Source organism: Thioalkalivibrio sp. ALE30, assembly GCF_000377465.1.
Lineage (GTDB): Bacteria > Pseudomonadota > Gammaproteobacteria > Ectothiorhodospirales > Ectothiorhodospiraceae > Thioalkalivibrio.
On sequence record NZ_KB898168.1, the window covers coordinates 543,288 to 560,858 of the forward strand.

Genomic DNA, 17,571 nt, shown 5'->3' on the forward strand with positions numbered 1-17,571 from the left:
ATGCATCGCTGAATCGATCACGCGAAACGGCCCTGGTTGGACAGGCGTGATCTCTCGGCCTGTTGTCCCTGGCCCGCGAAATACCTCAGCCAGCGCGGCCGGAGAGGTGGCCGATGCGCTGGGTGAGTTTTTCCCAGGCGCCCTCCAGGGCGGCCAGCGGATCGCGGCGGCGCAGGGCCCGGCGCGAGTGGATCCACTGGCCGGTCGGCCCGGCCGGTTCGGTGTCGTGCGCGGCCTCGATGATGCGCGCGACGACGGCGAACTGGTTGTACTCCTCCAGCACGCGACGCCGGGCCTCGAGGATATGCGGCAGCCGCTGTTCGTATTCGTTGTCGCGGATCGCGCGGCGAATGCGCTCGGCCGTCCCTTCGACATCGTCGATGTCGATGGCAATGAAGCTCTCCGGCGGGAAGTAGTCCGCGGCATTCGGCGCGCCGTAGTAGAACGGCAGCGTGGCGCCGAGGAAGGCGTCCGCCAGCTTCTCGGTCCAGTGATGCGGCCCCACGTAGTTCTCCACCGCGACGTGATAGCGGTAGGCATCCAGGCATTCGGCCTTGTCGTCCAGCGGCTGTACGCCCTTGCCGAAGATCTCCAGCTCCGGCAGTTGGGCCTTCAGCGCCCAGGTGAAGTCGTAGCGCCGCCGATGCAGGGTGTGCCGCTGGCGCTTGGCCGAGCACATGGTGGCGATGTCGCGGGTCTTTTCCAGCGGCGGGTTCGCCCGCATGTCGTTGTACGGCCGTTCACCCTGACTGCCGAAGCCGTAGTACCAGATCATCCCCTGCTGGGAATGGATGCGCCGCCGGTGCTTGAGCGCCCATTCCGGGTGCGAGGTCAGTACCCGGCCGAACTGGCGCGTAAAGCGCCGGCCGTAGGACTTGATCGAGGGCGGCTCCATGGTCACCAGCAGGGTGCGCTCGGCGCCACAGGCGAGGCGTTCGCTGTAATGGCGGTTGCGACCGGTGTTGGACGGGAATTCGTCGTACACCACCAGCCAGTCGTACTCGGTGGCCTGCGGGTCGAAGGTGAACTCGCAGCGCCCCCATTGCGCCACGCCGTCCGGCAGCTGGTGGCGCCAGATCGACTCGCGCATCGTCGACAGGAACTTGACCCGGATCCGGTCCGTCGGCGAATCGCTCACCGGTTGGCTCCGCCGTGTTCCAGGAACTCGGCATAGGCCCCGGCCAGCCCTTCGTCGAGCCCGATGCGGGCCTTCCAGCCCAGCGCCGCGAGGCGCGAGACGTCCAGCTGCTTGCGCGGGGTACCGTCCGGCTTCGAGCGGTCAAAGCGCAGCTCGCCCCGGAAGCCGACCACGCCGGCCACCCGCTGCGCCAGTTCGGCAATGGTCAGATCCTCGCCCGTGCCCACGTTGATGTGGCTCAGCATCGGCTCGGTGTGCTCCGCGTACGTGGTCTGGTCGAGGTTCATCACGTGCACGCAGGCCCCCGCCATGTCATCCACATGCAGGAACTCGCGGCGCGGGGTCCCGCTGCCCCAGACGGTCACGTAATCGGCGCCGGCCTGTTTCGCCTCGTGAAAGCGCCGGATCAGCCCGGGGATCACGTGGCTGTTCTCCGGGTGGTAGTTGTCGCCCGGGCCGTAGAGGTTGGTCGGCATGACCGAGCGATAGTCCGTGCCGTACTGCCGGTTGTAGCTCTCGCACAGCTTGATGCCCGCGATCTTGGCAATGGCGTAGGGCTCATTGGTCGGCTCCAGCGGCCCGGTCAGCAGGGCGGCCTCCGCGATCGGCTGCGGGGCCTCGCGCGGGTAGATGCAGCTGGAGCCGAGAAACAGCAGCCGCCGCACGCCGGCGCCGTGGGCGGCGTGAATTACGTTGGTCTGGATCGCCAGGTTGTCGCGGATGAACTCGGCCGGATAGGTGTTGTTGGCGTGAATCCCGCCCACCTTCGCCGCCGCCAGATAGACCTGGTCCGGGCGTTCCACGCGCATGAAGGCCTCCACCGCGGCCTGATCGGTCAGGTCGAGCTCGGCGTGGGTGCGGGTCAGCAGCTCCACGCCCGGCCAGTCCTCGAGCTGGCGGCAGATGGCGCTGCCCACCATCCCCCGATGCCCGGCGACGAAGACGCGCTGCGGCTTACTCATGGCGGCTCAGGGTGCGGTAGCCGTGGTCGCGCACCAGCTCGTCGCGTTCGGCGCTTCTGAGGTCTTCGCGCACCATCTCGGCCACCAGTTCCTCGAAGCGGATGCGCGGTTCCCAGCCCAGCTCGCGCCTGGCCTTGCTGGCATCCCCCAGCAGGGTCTCGACCTCGGTGGGCCGGAAATAGCGCGGGTCCACCGACACGATGCAGCGGCCCTTCTCGTCCAAGCCCTGCTCGTCCACGCCCTCGCCGCGCCATTCGATGCGCATGCCCAGCTCATGGGCCGCGGCGTCGACAAAGTCGCGTACGCTGTGCTGTTCGCCAGTGGCGATCACGTAGTCGTCCGGGGTGTCCTGCTGCAGCATCAGCCACTGCATCTCGACGTAGTCGCGGGCATGGCCCCAGTCGCGTTTCGCGTCCAGGTTGCCGAGGTACAGCCGTTCCTGCAGCCCGAGTTTGATGCGCGCGAGGGCGCGGGTGATCTTGCGGGTGACGAAGGTCTCGCCGCGCACCGGGGATTCGTGGTTGAACAGGATGCCGTTGCAGGCGTACATGCCGTAGGCCTCGCGGTAGTTGACCACAATCCAGTAGGCATACAGCTTGGCCACCGCATAGGGGCTGCGCGGGTAGAACGGGGTGGTTTCGTCCTGCGGCGTGGCCTGCACCTTGCCGTAGAGCTCCGAGGTGCTCGCCTGGTAGAAGCGCGTGGTCTGCTCCATGCCGAGGATGCGGATTGCCTCCAGCAGGCGCAGCGTGCCCAGGGCATCGGAGTTGGCGGTGTATTCCGGCTCCTCGAAGGAGACCGCCACGTGCGACTGCGCGGCCAGGTTGTAGATCTCGTCCGGCTGCACCTGCTGGATGATGCGGATCAGGCAGGTGGAGTCGGTCAGATCGCCGTGGTGGAGGATGAAGCGGCGATCGCTCTCGTGCGGGTCCTGATACAGGTGGTCGATGCGATCGGTATTGAACAGCGAGGAACGACGCTTGATGCCGTGTACCTCGTAGCCCTTGTCCAGCAGGAACTCGGCCAGGTAGGCCCCGTCCTGTCCGGTGATCCCGGTGATCAATGCCACTTTGGCCATATCGACTCCCGCTGCCGGGCGGCGTGCGCCCCACGCCCCGCCCAAAACGCGGGATCATACCATTCCCGCCCCCGGCGGCACGTGCTTCAGGCGCGCCCGTAGACGTCCTCCAGGCGCACGATGTCGTCCTCGCCCAGATAGCTGCCGGACTGCACCTCGATCAGTTCCAGCGGCAGCGCACCGGGGTTCTCCAGGCAGTGCACCTGCCCGATCGGGATGAAGGTCGACTCGTTCTCGGTGACCAGGTAGTTCTGTTCGCCGTTGGTGACGCGCGCGGTCCCGCTGACGACCACCCAGTGTTCCGCCCGGTGGTGATGCATCTGCAGCGACAGGCGCGCGCCGGGATTCACGGTGATGCGCTTGACCTGGTAGCGCGACCCGGTATCGATGGATTCATAGCAGCCCCAGGGCCGGTACACCACGGTGTGGTCCACGTGCTCGCTACGATCGGCCGCCTGCAGGCGTTCGACGATGCGCTTGACGTCCTGCACCCGGTCGCGGTCGGCCACCAGCACGGCGTCGCGGGTGGCCACTACCGCCAGATTGCGCAGCCCGATGCCCGCGACCAGCAGACCATCGGCATCGACCACGCAGCCCTCGCTGTCTTCCAGCAGGCAGTCCCCGCGCAGGGTGTTGCCCTGCTCGTCCACGCCCCGCACCCCCGCGAGAGCCGACCACGAGCCGATATCACTCCAGCCAGCCGCCAGCGGCGTGACGGCCGCGTGCTCGGTCCGCTCCATCACGGCGTAATCGACCGAGATATGGGGGGCCGCCGCAAACGCGTCGGGGTCCACCCGGAGGAAGTCGAGGTCTTCCCGCGCGTTCTCCAGGGCGCTCCGGCAAGCAGACACGATGACGGGTTCGAAACGTTCCAGTTCTTCCAGATACTGCGACGCCCGAAACACGAACATCCCGCTGTTCCAGAGGTAATCGCCGCGCTCGATGTACTCGCGGGCGGTGGCCGCGTCCGGCTTTTCCACGAAGCGGGCGACGCGCGCGCCATCCGCGCCCAGTGCATCGCCCTGCTGGATATAGCCATAGCCGGTCTCCGGCGCCGTGGGCACGATCCCGAAGGTCACGAGATGCCCCGCCTCGGCCAGCGCCATCGCCCGCACCACCGCGTCCCGGAAGGCCTCGGGATCGCCGATGTGGTGATCCGCCGCCAACACCAGGAGCAGCGGATCGCGCCCCTCGGACCGCGCCTGCAATGCCGCCAGCGCGATCGCCGGGGCGGTATTGCGGCCCTCGGGCTCCAGCAGGATGCGTGCCTGCTGTACGCCCGCCGCGCGCAGTTGTTCGGCCGCCAGGAAACGGTGCTCGACATTGGCCAGCACCAGCGGCGGGGCCGCGCCCAGACCGTCCAGTCGCTGGGCGGTCTGCTGCAGCAGGGTCTGTTCCCCGGTCAGGGGCAGGAACTGTTTCGGATAATGGCTGCGGGATACCGGCCACAGGCGGGTGCCCGAGCCGCCGGCCAGGATCACCGGTTGCAGTTCGATCCGGCTTTGCGTCTGTTCCATCGTCCTTAACCCCGTATCAGGCGGGAAATCTCGTCCACGCGGCGCTCCAGCAGGGCCGGGTCCGCGCGGGTCTCCACGTTCAGGCGCAGCAGCGGTTCGGTATTCGAGCTGCGCACGTTGAACCGCCAGTCGGCGAATTCCAGGCTGACGCCATCCGTGTGATCCTCCTCCCCGCCCTGCCCGGCGTAGGCCTGCAGCACGCGCTCGCTGGCCGCTGCGGCGTCCTCCACCTCGAAGTTCAACTCGCCGCTGCAGGGGTAGCGGGCCATGCGCTCGGCGACCATCTCGCCCAGGGACTGTTCGCGCCGCCCCATCAGTTCGGCCACTCGCAGCCACGGCAGCATGCCGGTATCGCAGTAGTAGAAATCGCGGAAATAGTGGTGCGCGCTCATCTCGCCACCGTAGATGGCGTCCTCGAGGCGCAGCCGCTCTTTCATGAAGGCATGCCCGGTCTTCGACTGGATCGGCTCGCCGCCCGCGGCGCGCACCATCTCGATGGTGTTCCAGGTCAGGCGCGGATCATGGACGATACGCTCGCCGGCATGGCCGTCCAGGCAGGCCTCCGCGAGCAGGCCGACGATGTAGTACCCCTCGATGAAGTTCCCCTGGGCGTCGAACAGGAAACAGCGGTCGAAGTCCCCGTCCCAGGCCACGCCCAGATCCGCGCCATGAGTCCGCACCGCATTGGCGGTGGCGGCGCGGTTCTCCGGCAGTAGCGGGTTGGGGATGCCATTGGGAAAACGACCGTCCGGCTCGAAATTGACCCGGATCAGCTCGAACGGCAGATGCGGCTCCAGCGCCTCCAGCACCGGGCCCGCGCCGCCGTTGCCCGGATTGACCACGATCTTCAGGGGCGGCAGGGCCTCGCGCTGGATCGAGGCCAGCAGCCGCGCCACGTAGTCGCCCCGGTGGTCCAGATGCCGGATCTGCCCATTGGGCATGGGTCGGAAATCCCCCCGCTCGGCCCGGAGACGAATCGCCTGCAGGCCCGAGTCGCCACTGATCGGGCGCGCCTCGCTGCGCACCAGTTTCAGGCCGTTGTAGTCCAGCGGGTTGTGGCTCGCCGTGACCATGATCCCACCACCGGCGCCGTAGTGCGCCGTTGCGAAGTAGACCTCCTCCGTGCCGCACATACCGATGTCCGCCACGTCGCTACCGCCCGCGGTCAGGCCCTCGATCAGCGCCCGCGCCAGTTCCGGGCTGGACAGGCGAATATCGTGGCCCACCACGGTTCGACCCGGCCGAATCTCCTCGGCAAACGCACGCCCGATGGCCCTTACCACCTCCGGGTTGAGCTGATCCGGCACCCGCCCGCGTACGTCATAGGCCTTGAAACAGTCGATCTTCATTCACGTCCCTTTTCCGCATTCTTCGCGACAACGGCGCGCAAGCCTTCCCGCGTATTCCTTCATGATACATAGCCGGAACGCCGCGCGAGGCCCTGCCAGCATCACCGGCGCCAGTAGCGTTACTTGACGTTCCGCGCGCATGCCCCCGAACATGGTGGGTTTATCAAACGAGGAAAAGCCGATGAGTGAGCCGCAAGTGAAGACCGAGGAGAAGAAACAGCATTTCGACGACATCTACGTCGCCGAGACGCCGGTACCGTTCAAGGAGCGCATCATCGACGCGCTCGATTACATCTCCGACGACTTCAACCGGCAAACCTTCGACCGGCTGATCCTGCCCTGGGCCGAGAAGCAGGCGGCCGCCGGCAAGCCCCTGAACTACGTGGACCTGTGCTGCTGCTTCGGCAACACCACCATGGCCGCCATCCACAACATGGATGTCGAGGCGATCCGCGCCAACTGGGCCGACGAACAGGCCTGCAAGACCGTCGCCGCGCCGCGCCGCCTGCCGATGAAGACCACCGGGATCGATATCTCCGGCAATGCCCTGGCCTACGGCAAGAGCGCCGGGCTGTTCGACGAGACCTTCGAGGCCGATCTGAACCAGCCGGCGCCGGAGACCCAGGCCGCGATCGAAAAGGCCATGGCCGACGCCGATATCGTGATCTCCACCGCGTCGCTGGTCTACCTCGACCCGCCGGCCATCGAGAAGCTGGTGCGCTCCTTCGCCGAGACCCCGCGCGAGGGCTATATGCTCGTCAACTTCCTGAACCCCTTCGCGCTGGAAAAGGCCGACGCCACCAAGCGCCTGCTGCTGGAACACCTGGAGTTCGTGGGCAGCACCGCCAGCCGGCACCGCCGGCTGTCGCCGCTGGAACAGGAGAACTACCCGGGCGAAGACTGGGCACTGCTGGAGATCTGGGTCCTGCGCCGCCGCGCGTAGGCCGCGGGCGCGGCTGGGGCGCGACGCCGCGCCCCGCATATCGTCCCTGAAATTGCCCGCTGAAAGCGAAAGGGCCGGCCCATTCGGGTCGGCCCTTTTTGCTGGCCGGGGGTGTGTCGGGTTTGAGTGCTCGGCTCAGAGCAGCACGACGCGGTTCCGACCCGACTCCTTGGCCTGGTACATCGCCTCGTCCACCCGACGGGCCAGCGTCTTCGGCGTATCGCCCGGGCGCATCTCGCTGACACCGAAACTGGCCGTCACCGAGATCGGGCAGGGTGTTTCCATTGCGGCCACCGCCTTGCGCAGTTTCTCCGCCATCGCCGCGGCCCCGGCGCCGGGCGTCTCGGGCACCACCACCATGAACTCCTCCCCGCCCCAGCGGCCTAGGGAATCCGCCTCGCGCAGGGCGCCGCGGACGGTTTCCGCGAGGCGCTTGAGCACCTCGTCCCCGGTCTCGTGGCCGTAGTCGTCGTTGAAGTCCTTGAAGCGGTCGATATCGAACATGATCAGGGACAACGGACGCCCGTAGCGTCGGCTGCGCTCCATCTCCGCCTCGAGGGTATCGCCGAGACTCAGACGATTGGCCAGACCCGTCAGCCAGTCGGTGTGCGCCAGCCGCCGGATCTCGTCTTCCATGCGCACCCGATCGGTCACGTCCTTGCCGATCGACACGTAGTGAGTCACCTCGCCCCCGGCATTGGTGACCGGGCTGATGCTCTGCTCCATGTGCATCAGGGAGCCATCCCGGCGCCGATTCACGAACTCGCCGCGAAAGGCATCCCCCCGCTTCAGCGTGTCCCACATCTCGCGATAGAAATCGGCATCCTGCTGGCCGGATTTCAGGATGCGCGGAGTCTGCCCCAGGGCCTCGTTGCGGCTATAACCGGTCTGTTCCTCGAAGGCCGCATTCACGTAGGTGATGGTGCCCTCGGGGTCGGTAATCAGGACCGGGTCCGCGGATACCTCCAGCGCGGTGGACAGCAGCCGGATCTCGTCATCGCGGCGCCGTTCGTCCGTGATGTCCTGCTGCACCGACACGAAGTGGGTCACCCGGCGGTCGTCATCCTCCGCATACACCGGCGAGATGTGCCAGCGAACCCGGTACCAGGAACCGTCCTTGCGGTAGTTGATGGCCTCGCCATCGAAACACTCCCCGCTGGCCAGGGCACCCCGCATCCGGTCCAGCACCGCGCGCGAGGTGGCCGGTCCCTGCAGCATGCGCGGGGTCTGGCCCAGGGCCTCGTCGCGATCGTAGCCGGTCATGCGCTCGAAGCCGGCATTCACGTAGACGATCCGCGGGCCCGCATCCAGATCGGCATCGGTGATGACCACCGAGTTGTGCGACTGCTCGATGGCCGCATCCAGAAGGCGGAGTTTCTCGAACCCCTCGATGAACGACATGGGCGGCATGGCACGGCCTTCCGGAAACGAATGGGCGCGGGGACGGGCCCCGCGAAGTATACGGCCGAGGAATCGGACTCGTCCGCGAAGGCGGGGTTCAGTCCATATCGGCCATCTCGAGGATCGAGCCGACAATGTCGCTGGTGGTCACAATGCCCTCGAGCTCGTTGCCCTTGAGCACGACCAGCCGCCGGATCCCCTGGCTCACCATCAACCGCGCCACATATTTCACGTCCATCTCGGCGGGCACCGTGATCACCGGCTTGGTGCAGACATCATAGACGTTCGAGAGGTCAATATCGCCCTCCTCCGCCACGATCGTCTTCAGGATCGTGGTGTAGGTGATGATGCCGTAGGCATCGTGGGCGTGCTGCTTCTCCACCACCAGGGACTTCACGCCATGCTTGCGCATCAACTGCATGGCCTCGCGCAACGGCGCCAGGGGGGACACGGTCACCACGTTGGGTCTGAGAATCTCGCTTACCAGCATAATCGTCTCCGTCAAAGTTCTTCCTTGACCTGTTCCTGGAACTGCTCGATCTGGTTGCGCCCGATACCGGCCAGGTGGGCGAGATCCACCGTAAAGGCAATCCCGCGCGGATCATTGGCCAGATCGAGCTCTCTGGAAATGGACTTGAGCACGCCCAGGGCCACTTTCTTCTCCAGTACCCACAACAGGACCGACTGACTCCCCTCGTAGGTCATGCCGAGGAAGGTCTTGCGCGCCTCGGCCCCGATGCCGCGCGCGTCCATGATGGTTACTCCACCCGCGCCGGCCTCCTTGGCCGTGGCGATTGCCTGTTCCTCCAGGTCATCCGAGAGGACGGCCACCAGTGCGGAAAATCTCATTGCGCTACTCCTCCTGGTTACGCGTGAACCAGCGTTCGTACAGATCCACGGCGATCGCGTAGAGCATCACCGTGACGATGGGAAAGATGGACGCAAACGCGATCAGGCCGAAGCCGTCGATCAGGACGTTGCGGTCCTCCAGGTGCGTCGCGAGACCAATCCCCAGTGCCGTCACCAGGGGTACGGTCACCTCCGAGGTGGTCACGCCGCCCAGGTCGAAGGCCAGCGCCACGATCTGCTTCGGCGCGAGGATGGTCAGCACGATCACCAGCAGGTAGCCGCCCATGATGTAGTGGTGGATGGAATCGCCCGCCAGGATCCGGTGCACCCCGATGGTGATGCCAATGGCTACCCCCAGCGCCACCAGGATGCGGATCACATCGCCGCGCAGGGAGCCACGCGCCGCCTCCTCCGCCTTCTGGCCGATTGCAATCAGGGCCGGTTCCGCCATCGTGGTGGCAAAACCGATGGAAAACGCGAACAGATAGACCCACAGGAACAGCTCGTTGGTGATCAGCTGCTCGGCCATGCTCTCGCCGATCGGGAACAGGCCCAGCTTGAGCCCGACCACAAAGGCGTACAGCCCCAGCACCACCAGCACGAAACCGAAGATCACCCGCGGCAGATACGGGATGCGCTTGCGCAGCACGAAATACTGGAACACCACGATGACCGCGATGATCGGCGCCACGTCGCGCAGCATCAGCAGCAGGTCCATGCCCATCGTGGCCAGCCAGTGACCCTCGGCCCCCGGCAGATCCGTGTCCGGATCCATCGCGGCGGTCTCGGCGTTGGTCGGCGCCCCGATATCGGCGCCGGTGAACACGATGATGCCGTAGAGCTGCACGGTAATCATCGGCACCATCACCGCCAGCGCCACCAGCCCGAAACCGTCACGCAGCGGATTCCGTCCGCTGATCGAGGCGGCCAGCCCCAGGCCCAGGGCCGCCACCAGCGGCACGGTCACGATGTTCGTGGTCACCCCGCCAGAGTCGTAGGCCAGACCGACGATCTCTTCCGGGGCAAAGAAGGTGACCAGCACCACGAGTACATACCCGGTCAGGATGTACCAGTGCAGCGGGTGGCCCAGCACCGTGCGCAGGATCCCCAGCGCAACTACGGTCCCGACCGACAACGCGACGATCAGGCGCAGGACGAACCCCTCGATCCGCCCCTCGCTGATCAGCTCCGCCTGCTCCGCGACCGCGATCAGGGCCGGTTCCGCGATCACCGTGGCAAAGCCAAGGGTAAAGCCGAACGCCATCAGCAGCAGCAGCGAACCCCGCCGGGCCAGCGCATTCGATAGGTTCTTGCCGATGGGAAAGATGCCCATCTCCAGACCCTGCAGGAACAGCGCCACGCCAAAGACCACGATGGCCAGCCCGACCACCATGGACAGCAGGCCATCCGGCACCGTACGCAGCACCAGCGCCTGGAACACCGCCACCACGATCACGATGGGCGCGAGATTGCGCGCCGCATGACCCAGGGTGTGGAGAAAGTTCATGCGCTCCCTTCCCGGGATATGACCCCGGAATCAATTCCCCGCCTGGCGGTCGCAGGGTATATGGAATCCCTGCAGATACCCTATCGCGCCGTGGTGGTCGGCGCCACGGGCGGCCTCGGTGCCGCGTTCATGCAACACCTGGAACAGGACCCGAACTGTGAGCAGGTCATCGGACTGGGGCGCCACAGCGACCCGCCCGTGGATCTCCTCGACGAATCCAGTATCGAACGTGCCGCCGCCTGGCTGCGCGAGCAGGCCGCCGAGTGGGACCTGATCCTCGATGCCACCGGCATCCTGACCATCGACGGCCAGGGCCCGGAGAAGCGCCTGCGCGACCTCGATCCGGCCGTCATGGCCCGAGCCTTCGCCATCAACGCCATCGGCCCGGCGCTGTTGTTCAAGCACCTGGCACCGCTGCTCCCGCGCAATCGCAAGGGGGTTCTGGCCACCCTGTCGGCCCGGGTCGGCTCCATCGAGGACAATCACCTCGGCGGCTGGGTCAGCTATCGCGCCTCCAAGGCGGCACTCAACCAGATCGTGCGGACCACCGCCCTGGAGCTGCGGTTCAGCCACCGTCAGGCCGTCGTGGTCGCCCTGCAGCCCGGCACCTGCGCCACCCGCCTGTCGGAGCCATATCGGGCGCGCGCGCCAGAGGTGCTGAGCCCCGAGTACGCAACCGGCCGCCTGCTGGATGTTCTGGACCGGCTGGACGCCGAGCAGTCCGGGAGTTTCCACGACTTCGAGGGCCAGCGATTGCCGTTCTGAAAACCATCAGCGGAGATGATCTGCATCAACGAATACTGATACGCGCGGCGCGATAGTACCTCCGAACGACCATCACGCCTTCGGAGGAACCGAACATGCGACACACCCTGACCTTCCGCTCCCTGGCGCTGGCCGGCCTCCTGGCCCCTGCCGCCCTGATCCCGGCCCACGCCACCGCCGCCAACGCCGACGTCTCCGCCGGCGACTGGCTGATCCGCGGCGGCCTGACCCACGTGGCCCCCAAATCCGACAACGGCTCACTCGCAAACCTCGGCAATGCCCCGGTTGACGTGGGTTCGAACACCCGTCCCTCCGGCAACATCACCTACATGATGACGGACAACCTGGGTCTGGAACTCCTGGTCGCGATCCCGTTCAAGCATGACCTGAACGTGGGCGGTGCCGACATCGGCAGCACCCGCCACCTGCCGCCGACCCTGAGCCTGCAGTACCACTTCAACACCGGTACCGCGGTGCGCCCCTACGTGGGTGCCGGCATCAACTACACCTACTTCTTCGATGAAGACACCAGCGACGCGCTTGGCGCCGACATCGACCTCGACGATTCCTGGGGCGCCGCGGTGCAGGCCGGGATCGACTTCGCGGTGGACGACAACTGGTTCGTGAATGCCGAAGTGCGCTGGATCGACATCGATACCGACGTGTCGCTGGGTGGCGCCCATCTCGGTACCGTCAACATCGACCCCTGGACCTTCGGGATGAACGTCGGCTACCGCTTCTGACGCATACCCTGAAGCAAGACGCCGGCCTAACCGCCGACGTCTTCTACGAGGCCGAGGACCCGCGCGATGCGGTCCTCGGCCTCTTGTGTTTCCAGACCCCGCGATTTCGGCGCACCCCAGACGGGGCCGGGCCAGGCCGGGTCCCCCTCGAAGCGCGCCACGTGGTGCAGATGCAACTGCTCCACGATGTTGCCCAGCTTGGCCACGTTCAGCGCTCGCGGGACGAAGGCCTGCTCCATCGCCCGGGCCAGGGCGCGCGATTCGCGGGCCAGCTGGGTGGCATCCTCCACCGCGAGTGCATGCAGTTCCCGCAGGTCGGGGCGCCGCGGGACCAGGATGAACCAGGGGTAGTCCCAGTGATCCATCAATCGGACGCTGGACAGCGGCCACTCCGCCACGGCCCAGGTGTCCGCGACGAGCCGCGGATCGAGTCGAAACTCAGTCGTCATTGGCCAGCTCCTGCCAGATCCCGGGTTGCGACCAGAGGCCCGTCTCCCAGTCTCCGTCCGCGGTCGCAAGCAGATAGCTGTAGTGCGACCGATGCCGCAAGGCGGCCGCGGCACCACGCCGGGCCTCCGCATCCGGGCCGCTGATTACCACCAGTTGCGTGCCAGGGACCGTCCAGGCCCGGGCCCTGGTTCCCGTTTCCAGGCCCGGTTCCACGGCCGCAGGCTCCGGTGCGAGCCCGCGCACGTCCAGCCATTCCGCCACGGCGGCATGCGTGCCCAGCAGGATTCGCGTGCCCCCCATGCCCTCCGCGACCTCGGGCACACGCCCCAGCCATGGCGCGACCTCGGCGGCCCCGGCATCCCCGAGCGCAAACACCCTCGCCTCCGGGTCCAGGGCGCCCTGACGCAGAATCTCCGGCGACTCGCCATCGGCCAGATGCCGGAACAGCCGCCAGTCCGGATCGACGGCGATCGCCCGCGGCCGCCTGTCGGTCTTGATCGAAACTGGCCGGGACACGCCCTCCAGCTCGATCCAGTGCGTTTCGCGCCCCTCCTCGGTCTTCAGCACCAGCGGCACACGCAGGTGCCACGGGTCGTCTTCATCGGCCTGGCGCAGTTGCCCCGTCACCTGCCACCCGTCCCCCCGCGGCTCCAGCCGCAGCGCGGCCAGTTCCAGCGTCGGCGCCCCCGTACGTTCGATCCATTGCTCGAAGAAGGGGCGCAGGTCCTCCTCCGTCTCCCGGTCGAAAGCCTCGATCACGGCCGCCCAGTCGGCCTCGCGAAAAAGCCACTCGGCATACAGCTCGCGCACGCCGGCGCGCAGGGCCTCCTCCCCGATCCGGTCCTCCAGCGTCCGCCACAGCATCGCTCCACGGTGATACCCGGCAATCCGCGCGGCGCCGGAATTCCCGCCCCGGAAGCTACCATGTGGCCGGTCCTGCCCACTGGGCAGGGCCGCGTAGTCACGCAGCCACTGCCCGCGCTCCTCACGCCCCTCACCACGATCACGCTTGAACTGGTAATCGGCCATGAAGGTGGTCAGCCCTTCCGACCAGTTGCCGCCCGAGGCGTCCACGTACACCCCCGTCCCCCACCAGGCGTGGAGCACTTCGTGTCCGAGGGAGGTATGGGGGATAAACGGCAACGGAATCACGCGCTCGCCCATCAGCGTAAAACCCGGGAAGGCCAGCCCCACCGGCCGCGGACTCGCGGCGATGGTGAAAGTGTCGTAGGGATATGGCCCGATCGCCTCGCTGAAGCGCTCGATATAGCCTGCCGCCTGCTCGCGATAGGTCGCGCCGAATTCGGCCTCCAGGTGAGCCGGAAACAGCGTGCGCACCGTGACCGTTCCAACCTCCTGCTCGACCGCGTCCCAGGGTCCGGTGGCCACGGCCAGCGCGCGTCCCGCCGGGTGTTCGAAGGTCGTGCGGTACCGGTCGCCTTCGCGCTCCTCCGCCACCTGCGAGCCGGATGCGACCGCCCGATGGCCGCCGAGACTGGTCACTTCAATACGCACGGCATGCGGCTCCTGCTCCGGTCGGCGCGGATACCAGTCCGCCCCCGCCGGCAGATATCCGCCCTCCGGGGCCAGGAATCCGCTTCCGGGTCGCGCATCGTCCAGTGCGGGCAGACGTGCGCCGTAGCGAATCACCAGGGCGCCGGCATCGGCCTCCGGCGCGCGCGCCAGCTCCAGCCAGCCATCTCCGCTACGCTCGAACTCGACGGGGTGCCCGCCCAGCGACACGGCGTCCACGGCAATCCCCGGATCGAGCCGGAAGCGCCGCAGAGTGGCCGGATCCACCTGCGCCGGGTCCGCCTCGTAGCGGCCCTCCAGCCGCGACTGGCCGGCATCCAGTTCCACCTGCACCACCACCACCCCGGCAACCGAGGCCCCGCCGGGGAGCGGTGCCAGAAGCAATCCTACGGCGATGATGACGCCCGCAAGCAAGCCGGTTCGCATGGTTCAGTCCCCGCGCGGGAAACGCGCTACCCGCTCCAGCTGCTCGCCCTCGCGCTCGATCTCCAGGGGCAGCCAGGTACCGGGCGCGACGGCCCGCACCACGCGCTGCAGGTCGCTCGCCGCGCGGATGGATCGGTCCCCGGCCCGCAGGACGCGGTCCCCCGCTTGCAAGCCGGCGGCCTCGCCCACCGAGTCCGGCTGGACCCGCAGGATGCGAATACCCGGCTGGTCATCGGCCTCCAGGTGTACCCCAAGCAGGGCCCCCGAAAGTTCGAATCGATCGTCGCGCGGGACCCCGAATACGGCATCCGCCAGGTCCGGGTCGGTTTCCGCGCATTCCCCGGGCTCGCGCGGCAAAAGCACCGCCGTGTCGGTCACGCCCAGATCGGCGAGCTGGTGGGGTACCCCATAGCCGTATTCCAGATGCCCCGAACCGATGATCGCCGCCACCAGCGGAGGACGCTCGCCGCCCGCCTCGAGATGCGCGGAGATGGCACCCGCCATCATGCGGTCCCAGGCCACCTGGGTCGCGACAAAGCGCTCCGCATCCGGCCCCATCCCGGCCGGGTGGCGTTCCAGTACGGATTCCAGATACGCGCGGTACCCGGCGCTGGGCGCGGCCGGGGCGGACACGCCGTCGCGTGCCTCCTCGTCCAACGCGTCCCAGCCTTCATGGCCCAGCCGCCGGATCGACTCCCGCTCCAGGTTCAGCGCCAGCAGGGGCACGTCATGCAAACGGGCGAAGTGCAGGATGGGCCAGTACAGGTCGGGATCGAAGCCCCAGTGGGTATACCAGCCACTCGCTTCCAGGAAGGCCTCCGGGTCCAGTTCGCCCGCGACCCAGGCATCCAGGACCGGCTGTTTGGAACGCGGCAGCATCTCGAGGCCGATCACCAGGTCCGGGCGATACCCATGCAGTGCCGCCAGGGTCGCCAATTGCCAGCGATGATGATCCATTCGGTCATGGCGCTCGCCCAGCAGGACCGCATCACGCCTTGCCAGGTCGGCATACAACTCGGCCGTATCCAGCCGCTCGCCGCCCGGCGCCGACCAGACGCCAGCGGCGGCACAGTCATCACCGGCCTGGGCAACGCTCACCAGCGAAACGGCCAGCAGACCCGAAGAAACCAGCCGTTTCAGCATCCGAAAACCTGCATTCATGCATCGCTCCTCGTCCCGCCCGTTCTACCCGGCCGCTCGTGCCAGGCACGTAACGGCCAACCCTCCTGAAGACTCTGCTAGACCGCCGGCGTTCCCCCGTGGCCCCGGCTCGGTTAGCCTGCCGGGATGAATACATCCCCGCAAAGCCCTTCCCGCATGGCCTGGCTGGACCAGGCGATAGGTGTCCTGCGCTCGCTGATCATCTACCGCCGCCCTGGCCGGCAGCGAGGCCTGCAGCGCATGTATGCCCCGTTGGTCCAGCCCGGGGACCTGGTGTTCGACATCGGGGCCCACGTCGGCGACCGCACCCTGGCCTTTGCCGCCCTGGGCGCCCGGGTCGTGGCACTGGAACCCCAGCCCCAGCTCCTGCCCTGGTTGCGGCGCGCCGTGCGCGGCCGGCCGGGTATCGCGATCCGCCGCGAGGTCGCCGGGCCGCGCCCCGGCTCCGCGCAGTTGCAGATCAGCCGGCGCCACCCCACGGTCTCCTCGGCTTCGCGCCCCTGGGTCCGATCGCTGCGCAACCACAACCGGAGCTTCCAGCACGTGCACTGGGACGACGAGATCACGGTCCCCATGGTCACCCTCGACCAGTTGATCGAGGAATACGGCACCCCCGCCTTCTGCAAGATCGATGTCGAAGGCCTGGAGGCCGAGGTCCTGCGCGGACTCACCCACGCGGTCCCGGCCCTCTCGTTCGAATTCGTCGCCGGTGCGCTGGACGTCACCCGCGACTGCCTCCGGCAACTGGACGCGCTCGATACCTACGAGTACAACCTGATCCCCGGCGAACAACGCCGGTACCGCTTTGCCCAATGGCAGTCCGGCGCGGAAATCCTGACCTGGCTGGAGGCACACGGCGACCGCCTGGGTTCGGGCGATCTCTATGCCCGCCGCCCTGTCGCTTGACGCCACGCCCCCAGGCGGCAAGGCTGGACGCATGAGTGCCCGAGACCTCCTCTGGTGGCAGGACCGTACAAGCGCCGGGATCGCCGAACTCGCCGCGCGCGACGCCGTTGCGCTCCTGCCCCTGTCGGCGATCGAGCAACACGGCCCGCACCTCCCGCTGGACACCGACTACCGCATCGGCCTCGGTCTCCTGCAGGCGGCCTGCAAGACCCTTCCGGCAGATCTGCCGCGGGTCGTCCTTCCGCCCGTGGCCGTCGCTACCAGTCATGAACACACTGACTTCTCTGGCACGCTGACCCTGCGCCCCGAGACCGCGCTGGCCCTGCTGCGTGATCTTGGCGAGAGCGTGGCACGCAGCGGTCTTCGCCGACTGCTGATCGTGAACAGCCACGGCGGCAACACCGCGATCTGCGACCTGGCCGCGCTGGAGCTGCGCCGGGACCACAGTATGCTGGTGGTCAAGCATCACTACTTCACCCAGCCCCCGCCGTCCGAATTCGGCATCCCGGCCGAGGAACTCCGCCACGGCCTGCACGGAGGGCTGATCGAGACTGCGATGATGCGCTTCCTCGCGCCGGAGACCGTCCACATGGACGCGGCCGCGGACGCGCCGTCGCTGGGGGCCACGCTGGCCGAGACAATGGAGGTGCTGGAACCCGAGGGCCGCGCGTCCTTCGCCTGGATGGCGCAGGACCTCAACCCTTCGGGGGTGGTGGGCGATGCCCGCGCGGCGACCGCGGACCTCGGCGAACGCCTGGTGGCGCACTATGCCGGAATCCTGGCCGCCGCCATCCGGGACACGGCCCGCTTCGATCTGGCGCAACTGCGCGCCTGACCGGTCCC

Annotated in this window: 17 protein-coding genes; 5 read left to right on the forward strand and 12 right to left on the reverse strand. The window is 67.5% G+C overall.

Annotated elements, in window-relative coordinates; genetic code table 11:
- Nucleotides 1–85: 85 nt before the first annotated feature.
- From D107_RS0102440 to D107_RS0102460, 5 genes are all read right to left on the reverse strand, one after another.
- Nucleotides 86–1,138, reverse strand: a complete 1,053-nt coding sequence (locus tag D107_RS0102440) for a glycosyltransferase family 10 domain-containing protein (RefSeq protein WP_018880690.1) — start codon at nucleotides 1,136–1,138, stop codon at nucleotides 86–88.
- Entirely contained in the window at nucleotides 1,135–2,100 is a 966-nt protein-coding gene (locus tag D107_RS0102445) for a GDP-L-fucose synthase (protein ID WP_018877742.1), read from the reverse strand. Before D107_RS0102445 ends, D107_RS0102440 begins: the two co-directional genes overlap by 4 nt.
- Nucleotides 2,093–3,178, reverse strand: a complete 1,086-nt coding sequence (gmd, locus tag D107_RS0102450; RefSeq protein WP_018880691.1) for a GDP-mannose 4,6-dehydratase — start codon at nucleotides 3,176–3,178, stop codon at nucleotides 2,093–2,095. The genes D107_RS0102445 and gmd overlap by 8 nt, the downstream gene beginning before the upstream one ends.
- Nucleotides 3,179–3,264: 86 nt before the next feature.
- Nucleotides 3,265–4,695 (reverse strand): mannose-1-phosphate guanylyltransferase/mannose-6-phosphate isomerase, encoded by a 1,431-nt coding sequence (locus tag D107_RS0102455; RefSeq protein ID WP_018879036.1) that lies wholly within the window; start codon nucleotides 4,693–4,695, stop codon nucleotides 3,265–3,267.
- A gap of 5 nt (nucleotides 4,696–4,700) precedes the next feature.
- Nucleotides 4,701–6,044, reverse strand: a complete 1,344-nt coding sequence (locus D107_RS0102460; protein WP_018880692.1) for a phosphomannomutase/phosphoglucomutase — start codon at nucleotides 6,042–6,044, stop codon at nucleotides 4,701–4,703.
- Nucleotides 6,045–6,225: 181 nt separating this feature from the next.
- Here D107_RS0102460 and D107_RS0102465 point away from each other — a divergent pair, with 181 nt between their 5' ends.
- Complete coding sequence (locus tag D107_RS0102465; protein ID WP_018877746.1) at nucleotides 6,226–6,987, forward strand: class I SAM-dependent methyltransferase; 762 nt, start codon at nucleotides 6,226–6,228, stop codon at nucleotides 6,985–6,987.
- 135 nt (nucleotides 6,988–7,122) lie between these two features.
- Here the strand turns inward: D107_RS0102465 and D107_RS0102470 are convergent, their stop codons facing one another.
- The 4 genes from D107_RS0102470 to D107_RS0102485 form a co-directional block, all read right to left on the reverse strand.
- Nucleotides 7,123–8,397 carry a diguanylate cyclase gene (locus D107_RS0102470; RefSeq protein WP_018880693.1) on the reverse strand — a complete coding sequence of 425 codons (1,275 nt, stop codon included), beginning with the start codon at nucleotides 8,395–8,397 and terminating at the stop codon, nucleotides 7,123–7,125.
- Between the two features lie 88 nt (nucleotides 8,398–8,485).
- The gene (locus D107_RS0102475) at nucleotides 8,486–8,878 is read right to left on the reverse strand and encodes a CBS domain-containing protein (protein ID WP_018145798.1); all 393 of its coding nucleotides are present in this window, start codon (nucleotides 8,876–8,878) and stop codon (nucleotides 8,486–8,488) included.
- A gap of 11 nt (nucleotides 8,879–8,889) precedes the next feature.
- On the reverse strand, nucleotides 8,890–9,237 hold the full coding sequence (locus D107_RS0102480) for a hypothetical protein (RefSeq protein WP_018879034.1): 348 nt from the start codon (nucleotides 9,235–9,237) through the stop codon (nucleotides 8,890–8,892).
- Nucleotides 9,238–9,241: 4 nt separating this feature from the next.
- Nucleotides 9,242–10,744 (reverse strand): DUF1538 domain-containing protein, encoded by a 1,503-nt coding sequence (locus D107_RS0102485; RefSeq protein WP_018880694.1) that lies wholly within the window; start codon nucleotides 10,742–10,744, stop codon nucleotides 9,242–9,244.
- Between the two features lie 60 nt (nucleotides 10,745–10,804).
- Here D107_RS0102485 and D107_RS0102490 point away from each other — a divergent pair, with 60 nt between their 5' ends.
- Together D107_RS0102490 and D107_RS0102495 are read left to right on the forward strand one after the other, a co-directional pair.
- Nucleotides 10,805–11,509, forward strand: a complete 705-nt coding sequence (locus D107_RS0102490; RefSeq protein WP_018880695.1) for an SDR family NAD(P)-dependent oxidoreductase — start codon at nucleotides 10,805–10,807, stop codon at nucleotides 11,507–11,509.
- A 95-nt stretch (nucleotides 11,510–11,604) separates the two neighbouring features.
- Nucleotides 11,605–12,252 (forward strand): OmpW family protein, encoded by a 648-nt coding sequence (locus tag D107_RS0102495; protein ID WP_018880696.1) that lies wholly within the window; start codon nucleotides 11,605–11,607, stop codon nucleotides 12,250–12,252.
- Nucleotides 12,253–12,278: 26 nt separating this feature from the next.
- Here D107_RS0102495 and D107_RS0102500 read toward each other — a convergent pair whose 3' ends face one another.
- From D107_RS0102500 to D107_RS0102510, 3 genes are read right to left on the reverse strand one after another with little or no spacing between them, the layout of a single operon-like run.
- Nucleotides 12,279–12,701: an HIT domain-containing protein gene (locus D107_RS0102500; RefSeq protein ID WP_018875382.1), complete on the reverse strand. Its 423-nt coding sequence runs from the start codon at nucleotides 12,699–12,701 to the stop codon at nucleotides 12,279–12,281.
- On the reverse strand, nucleotides 12,691–14,661 hold the full coding sequence (locus D107_RS0102505; RefSeq protein ID WP_018880697.1) for a M1 family metallopeptidase: 1,971 nt from the start codon (nucleotides 14,659–14,661) through the stop codon (nucleotides 12,691–12,693). The genes D107_RS0102500 and D107_RS0102505 overlap by 11 nt, the downstream gene beginning before the upstream one ends.
- A 3-nt stretch (nucleotides 14,662–14,664) precedes the next feature.
- Nucleotides 14,665–15,822 (reverse strand): ChaN family lipoprotein, encoded by a 1,158-nt coding sequence (locus tag D107_RS0102510; RefSeq protein ID WP_026280723.1) that lies wholly within the window; start codon nucleotides 15,820–15,822, stop codon nucleotides 14,665–14,667.
- A 126-nt stretch (nucleotides 15,823–15,948) separates the two neighbouring features.
- Here D107_RS0102510 and D107_RS0102515 point away from each other — a divergent pair, with 126 nt between their 5' ends.
- On the forward strand, nucleotides 15,949–16,728 hold the full coding sequence (locus tag D107_RS0102515) for an FkbM family methyltransferase (protein WP_038032756.1): 780 nt from the start codon (nucleotides 15,949–15,951) through the stop codon (nucleotides 16,726–16,728).
- 31 nt (nucleotides 16,729–16,759) lie between these two features.
- Nucleotides 16,760–17,563: a creatininase family protein gene (locus D107_RS0102520; RefSeq protein WP_018867412.1), complete on the forward strand. Its 804-nt coding sequence runs from the start codon at nucleotides 16,760–16,762 to the stop codon at nucleotides 17,561–17,563.
- The last annotated feature ends 8 nt before the right edge of the window (nucleotides 17,564–17,571 follow it).

What these genes read in the sequence shown, in the direction of transcription:
- D107_RS0102490 (WP_018880695.1), top strand. Translation starts at nt 10,805, where the DNA reads ATGGAATCCCTGCAGATACCCTATCGCGCCGTGGTGGTCGGCGCCACG.
- D107_RS0102455 (WP_018879036.1), bottom strand. Translation starts at nt 4,695, where the DNA reads ATGGAACAGACGCAAAGCCGGATCGAACTGCAACCGGTGATCCTGGCC.
- D107_RS0102460 (WP_018880692.1), bottom strand. Translation starts at nt 6,044, where the DNA reads ATGAAGATCGACTGTTTCAAGGCCTATGACGTACGCGGGCGGGTGCCG.
- D107_RS0102485 (WP_018880694.1), bottom strand. Translation starts at nt 10,744, where the DNA reads ATGAACTTTCTCCACACCCTGGGTCATGCGGCGCGCAATCTCGCGCCC.
- D107_RS0102480 (WP_018879034.1), bottom strand. Translation starts at nt 9,237, where the DNA reads ATGAGATTTTCCGCACTGGTGGCCGTCCTCTCGGATGACCTGGAGGAA.
- D107_RS0102505 (WP_018880697.1), bottom strand. Translation starts at nt 14,661, where the DNA reads ATGCGAACCGGCTTGCTTGCGGGCGTCATCATCGCCGTAGGATTGCTT.
- D107_RS0102465 (WP_018877746.1), top strand. Translation starts at nt 6,226, where the DNA reads ATGAGTGAGCCGCAAGTGAAGACCGAGGAGAAGAAACAGCATTTCGAC.
- D107_RS0102515 (WP_038032756.1), top strand. Translation starts at nt 15,949, where the DNA reads ATGAATACATCCCCGCAAAGCCCTTCCCGCATGGCCTGGCTGGACCAG.
- D107_RS0102470 (WP_018880693.1), bottom strand. Translation starts at nt 8,397, where the DNA reads ATGCCGCCCATGTCGTTCATCGAGGGGTTCGAGAAACTCCGCCTTCTG.
- D107_RS0102445 (WP_018877742.1), bottom strand. Translation starts at nt 2,100, where the DNA reads ATGAGTAAGCCGCAGCGCGTCTTCGTCGCCGGGCATCGGGGGATGGTG.
- D107_RS0102500 (WP_018875382.1), bottom strand. Translation starts at nt 12,701, where the DNA reads ATGACGACTGAGTTTCGACTCGATCCGCGGCTCGTCGCGGACACCTGG.
- D107_RS0102520 (WP_018867412.1), top strand. Translation starts at nt 16,760, where the DNA reads ATGAGTGCCCGAGACCTCCTCTGGTGGCAGGACCGTACAAGCGCCGGG.
- D107_RS0102510 (WP_026280723.1), bottom strand. Translation starts at nt 15,822, where the DNA reads ATGAATGCAGGTTTTCGGATGCTGAAACGGCTGGTTTCTTCGGGTCTG.
- gmd (WP_018880691.1), bottom strand. Translation starts at nt 3,178, where the DNA reads ATGGCCAAAGTGGCATTGATCACCGGGATCACCGGACAGGACGGGGCC.
- D107_RS0102495 (WP_018880696.1), top strand. Translation starts at nt 11,605, where the DNA reads ATGCGACACACCCTGACCTTCCGCTCCCTGGCGCTGGCCGGCCTCCTG.
- D107_RS0102475 (WP_018145798.1), bottom strand. Translation starts at nt 8,878, where the DNA reads ATGCTGGTAAGCGAGATTCTCAGACCCAACGTGGTGACCGTGTCCCCC.